1 pseudogene is annotated in these 1198 nt (G+C 61.7%); it reads left to right on the forward strand.

Annotation, left to right across the window (positions count from 1 at the left end):
* Positions 1-118: 118 nt before the first annotated feature.
* A pseudogene (locus tag DR046_RS22935) lies at positions 119-295 on the forward strand (ATP-binding protein); the annotation flags it as partial.
* Positions 296-1198 lie beyond the last annotated feature (903 nt).

Raw genomic sequence — 1198 nt, forward strand, 5'->3', positions numbered from 1 at the left:
CCGCTTGTGAAGATGGATCAGCATAGTCTCGCCCCGCCTCGAATGTCCCTCAGGATCGACCTCGCCATGAAGAGCGCGGATCGTCGTGGGGAAATGTGATCAGCCGGGATGGAACAGTTACGAGCGGGGATCGATCATCATCACCTCGAACCTGCCCTCCGATGAATGGACCGAGGTCTTCGGCTCAGAGCGCCTGACCGGCGCCATCCTTGATCGCCTCACCCACCACGTGCACATCCTTGAGATGAACGGCGAAAGCTTCAGGCTCCGCCAAAGCCGCACGACCAAGACTTGAAAGCCTCGGCGCCCCGGCTCCAGGCAACTGGCCCTCGGACAGTGCGCCTTGCCGCGCGTCAGCTATCTGGAAAGCACACGCGCCAAGGCGCAGGCTATACGCCCTAACTGGGGAATATCTCTCCGGGGCGTTGGCCCATTTTGCTCCGGGATTGACAGCTCTCGATGCAGCCCGCCCCGCGGGCATTTTTCCGCCGGGGCGCGGTCGTCTTCCCTCGGCGATCCGGGCAGGTTCCGACGGGGTCGCACGATCCGGCGGAGGACCGCGCGCCGCCTCTTCACCTCTACGCTTTAAAAGCGTAGCCGTCTTCAAAATGTTTGCGACCATGGGGCCGGTTCGGCGTCTCGACGGTCTCCGGGAGATAAGATGACAGGCGCCACCCTCCGTTCCCACCTTCTCGAGTGGTCCAGCGACAAGTACGCCATCGAGAAATCCCGCCTCCCACCGGTTTGCACTCGACGAGGCATGGGTGCCGATGAATTCGCCCGAGCCGCGTACGGCTCACATGGCTGGTTGCGTAGATGTCTTCTGCCGCTCTCTTCGGTTGGGCGCAGTCTATTGCACGTCGCTCCGACGAGAGCGACCCGCCATAATTCCTCGACGCAAACCTGCCGTATCACCAAACGCAGGGCGGTTTTCCCAAGCTACCCAATGGACTGCTGCGCTGGTTCAGGCCACAGGAGGTCGGTCCCGGCAACGGCGACCAACTGTCGCACGACGACATCCAGACCTCAAGATCGATCGTTGCGCTTGAAGCTAGTAACTAACTGTTCCATCCCGGCTGATCACGTTTCCCCACGACGATCCGCGCTCTTCATGGCGAGGTCGATCCTGAGGGACATTCGAGGCGGGGCGAGACTATGCTGATCCATCTTCACAAGCGGGCCACGACGACGCCGAAGG

Origin of the sequence: Jannaschia formosa (assembly GCF_003340555.1) — a bacterium.
In the GTDB taxonomy this organism is placed as follows: Bacteria; Pseudomonadota; Alphaproteobacteria; order Rhodobacterales; family Rhodobacteraceae; genus Jannaschia; species Jannaschia formosa.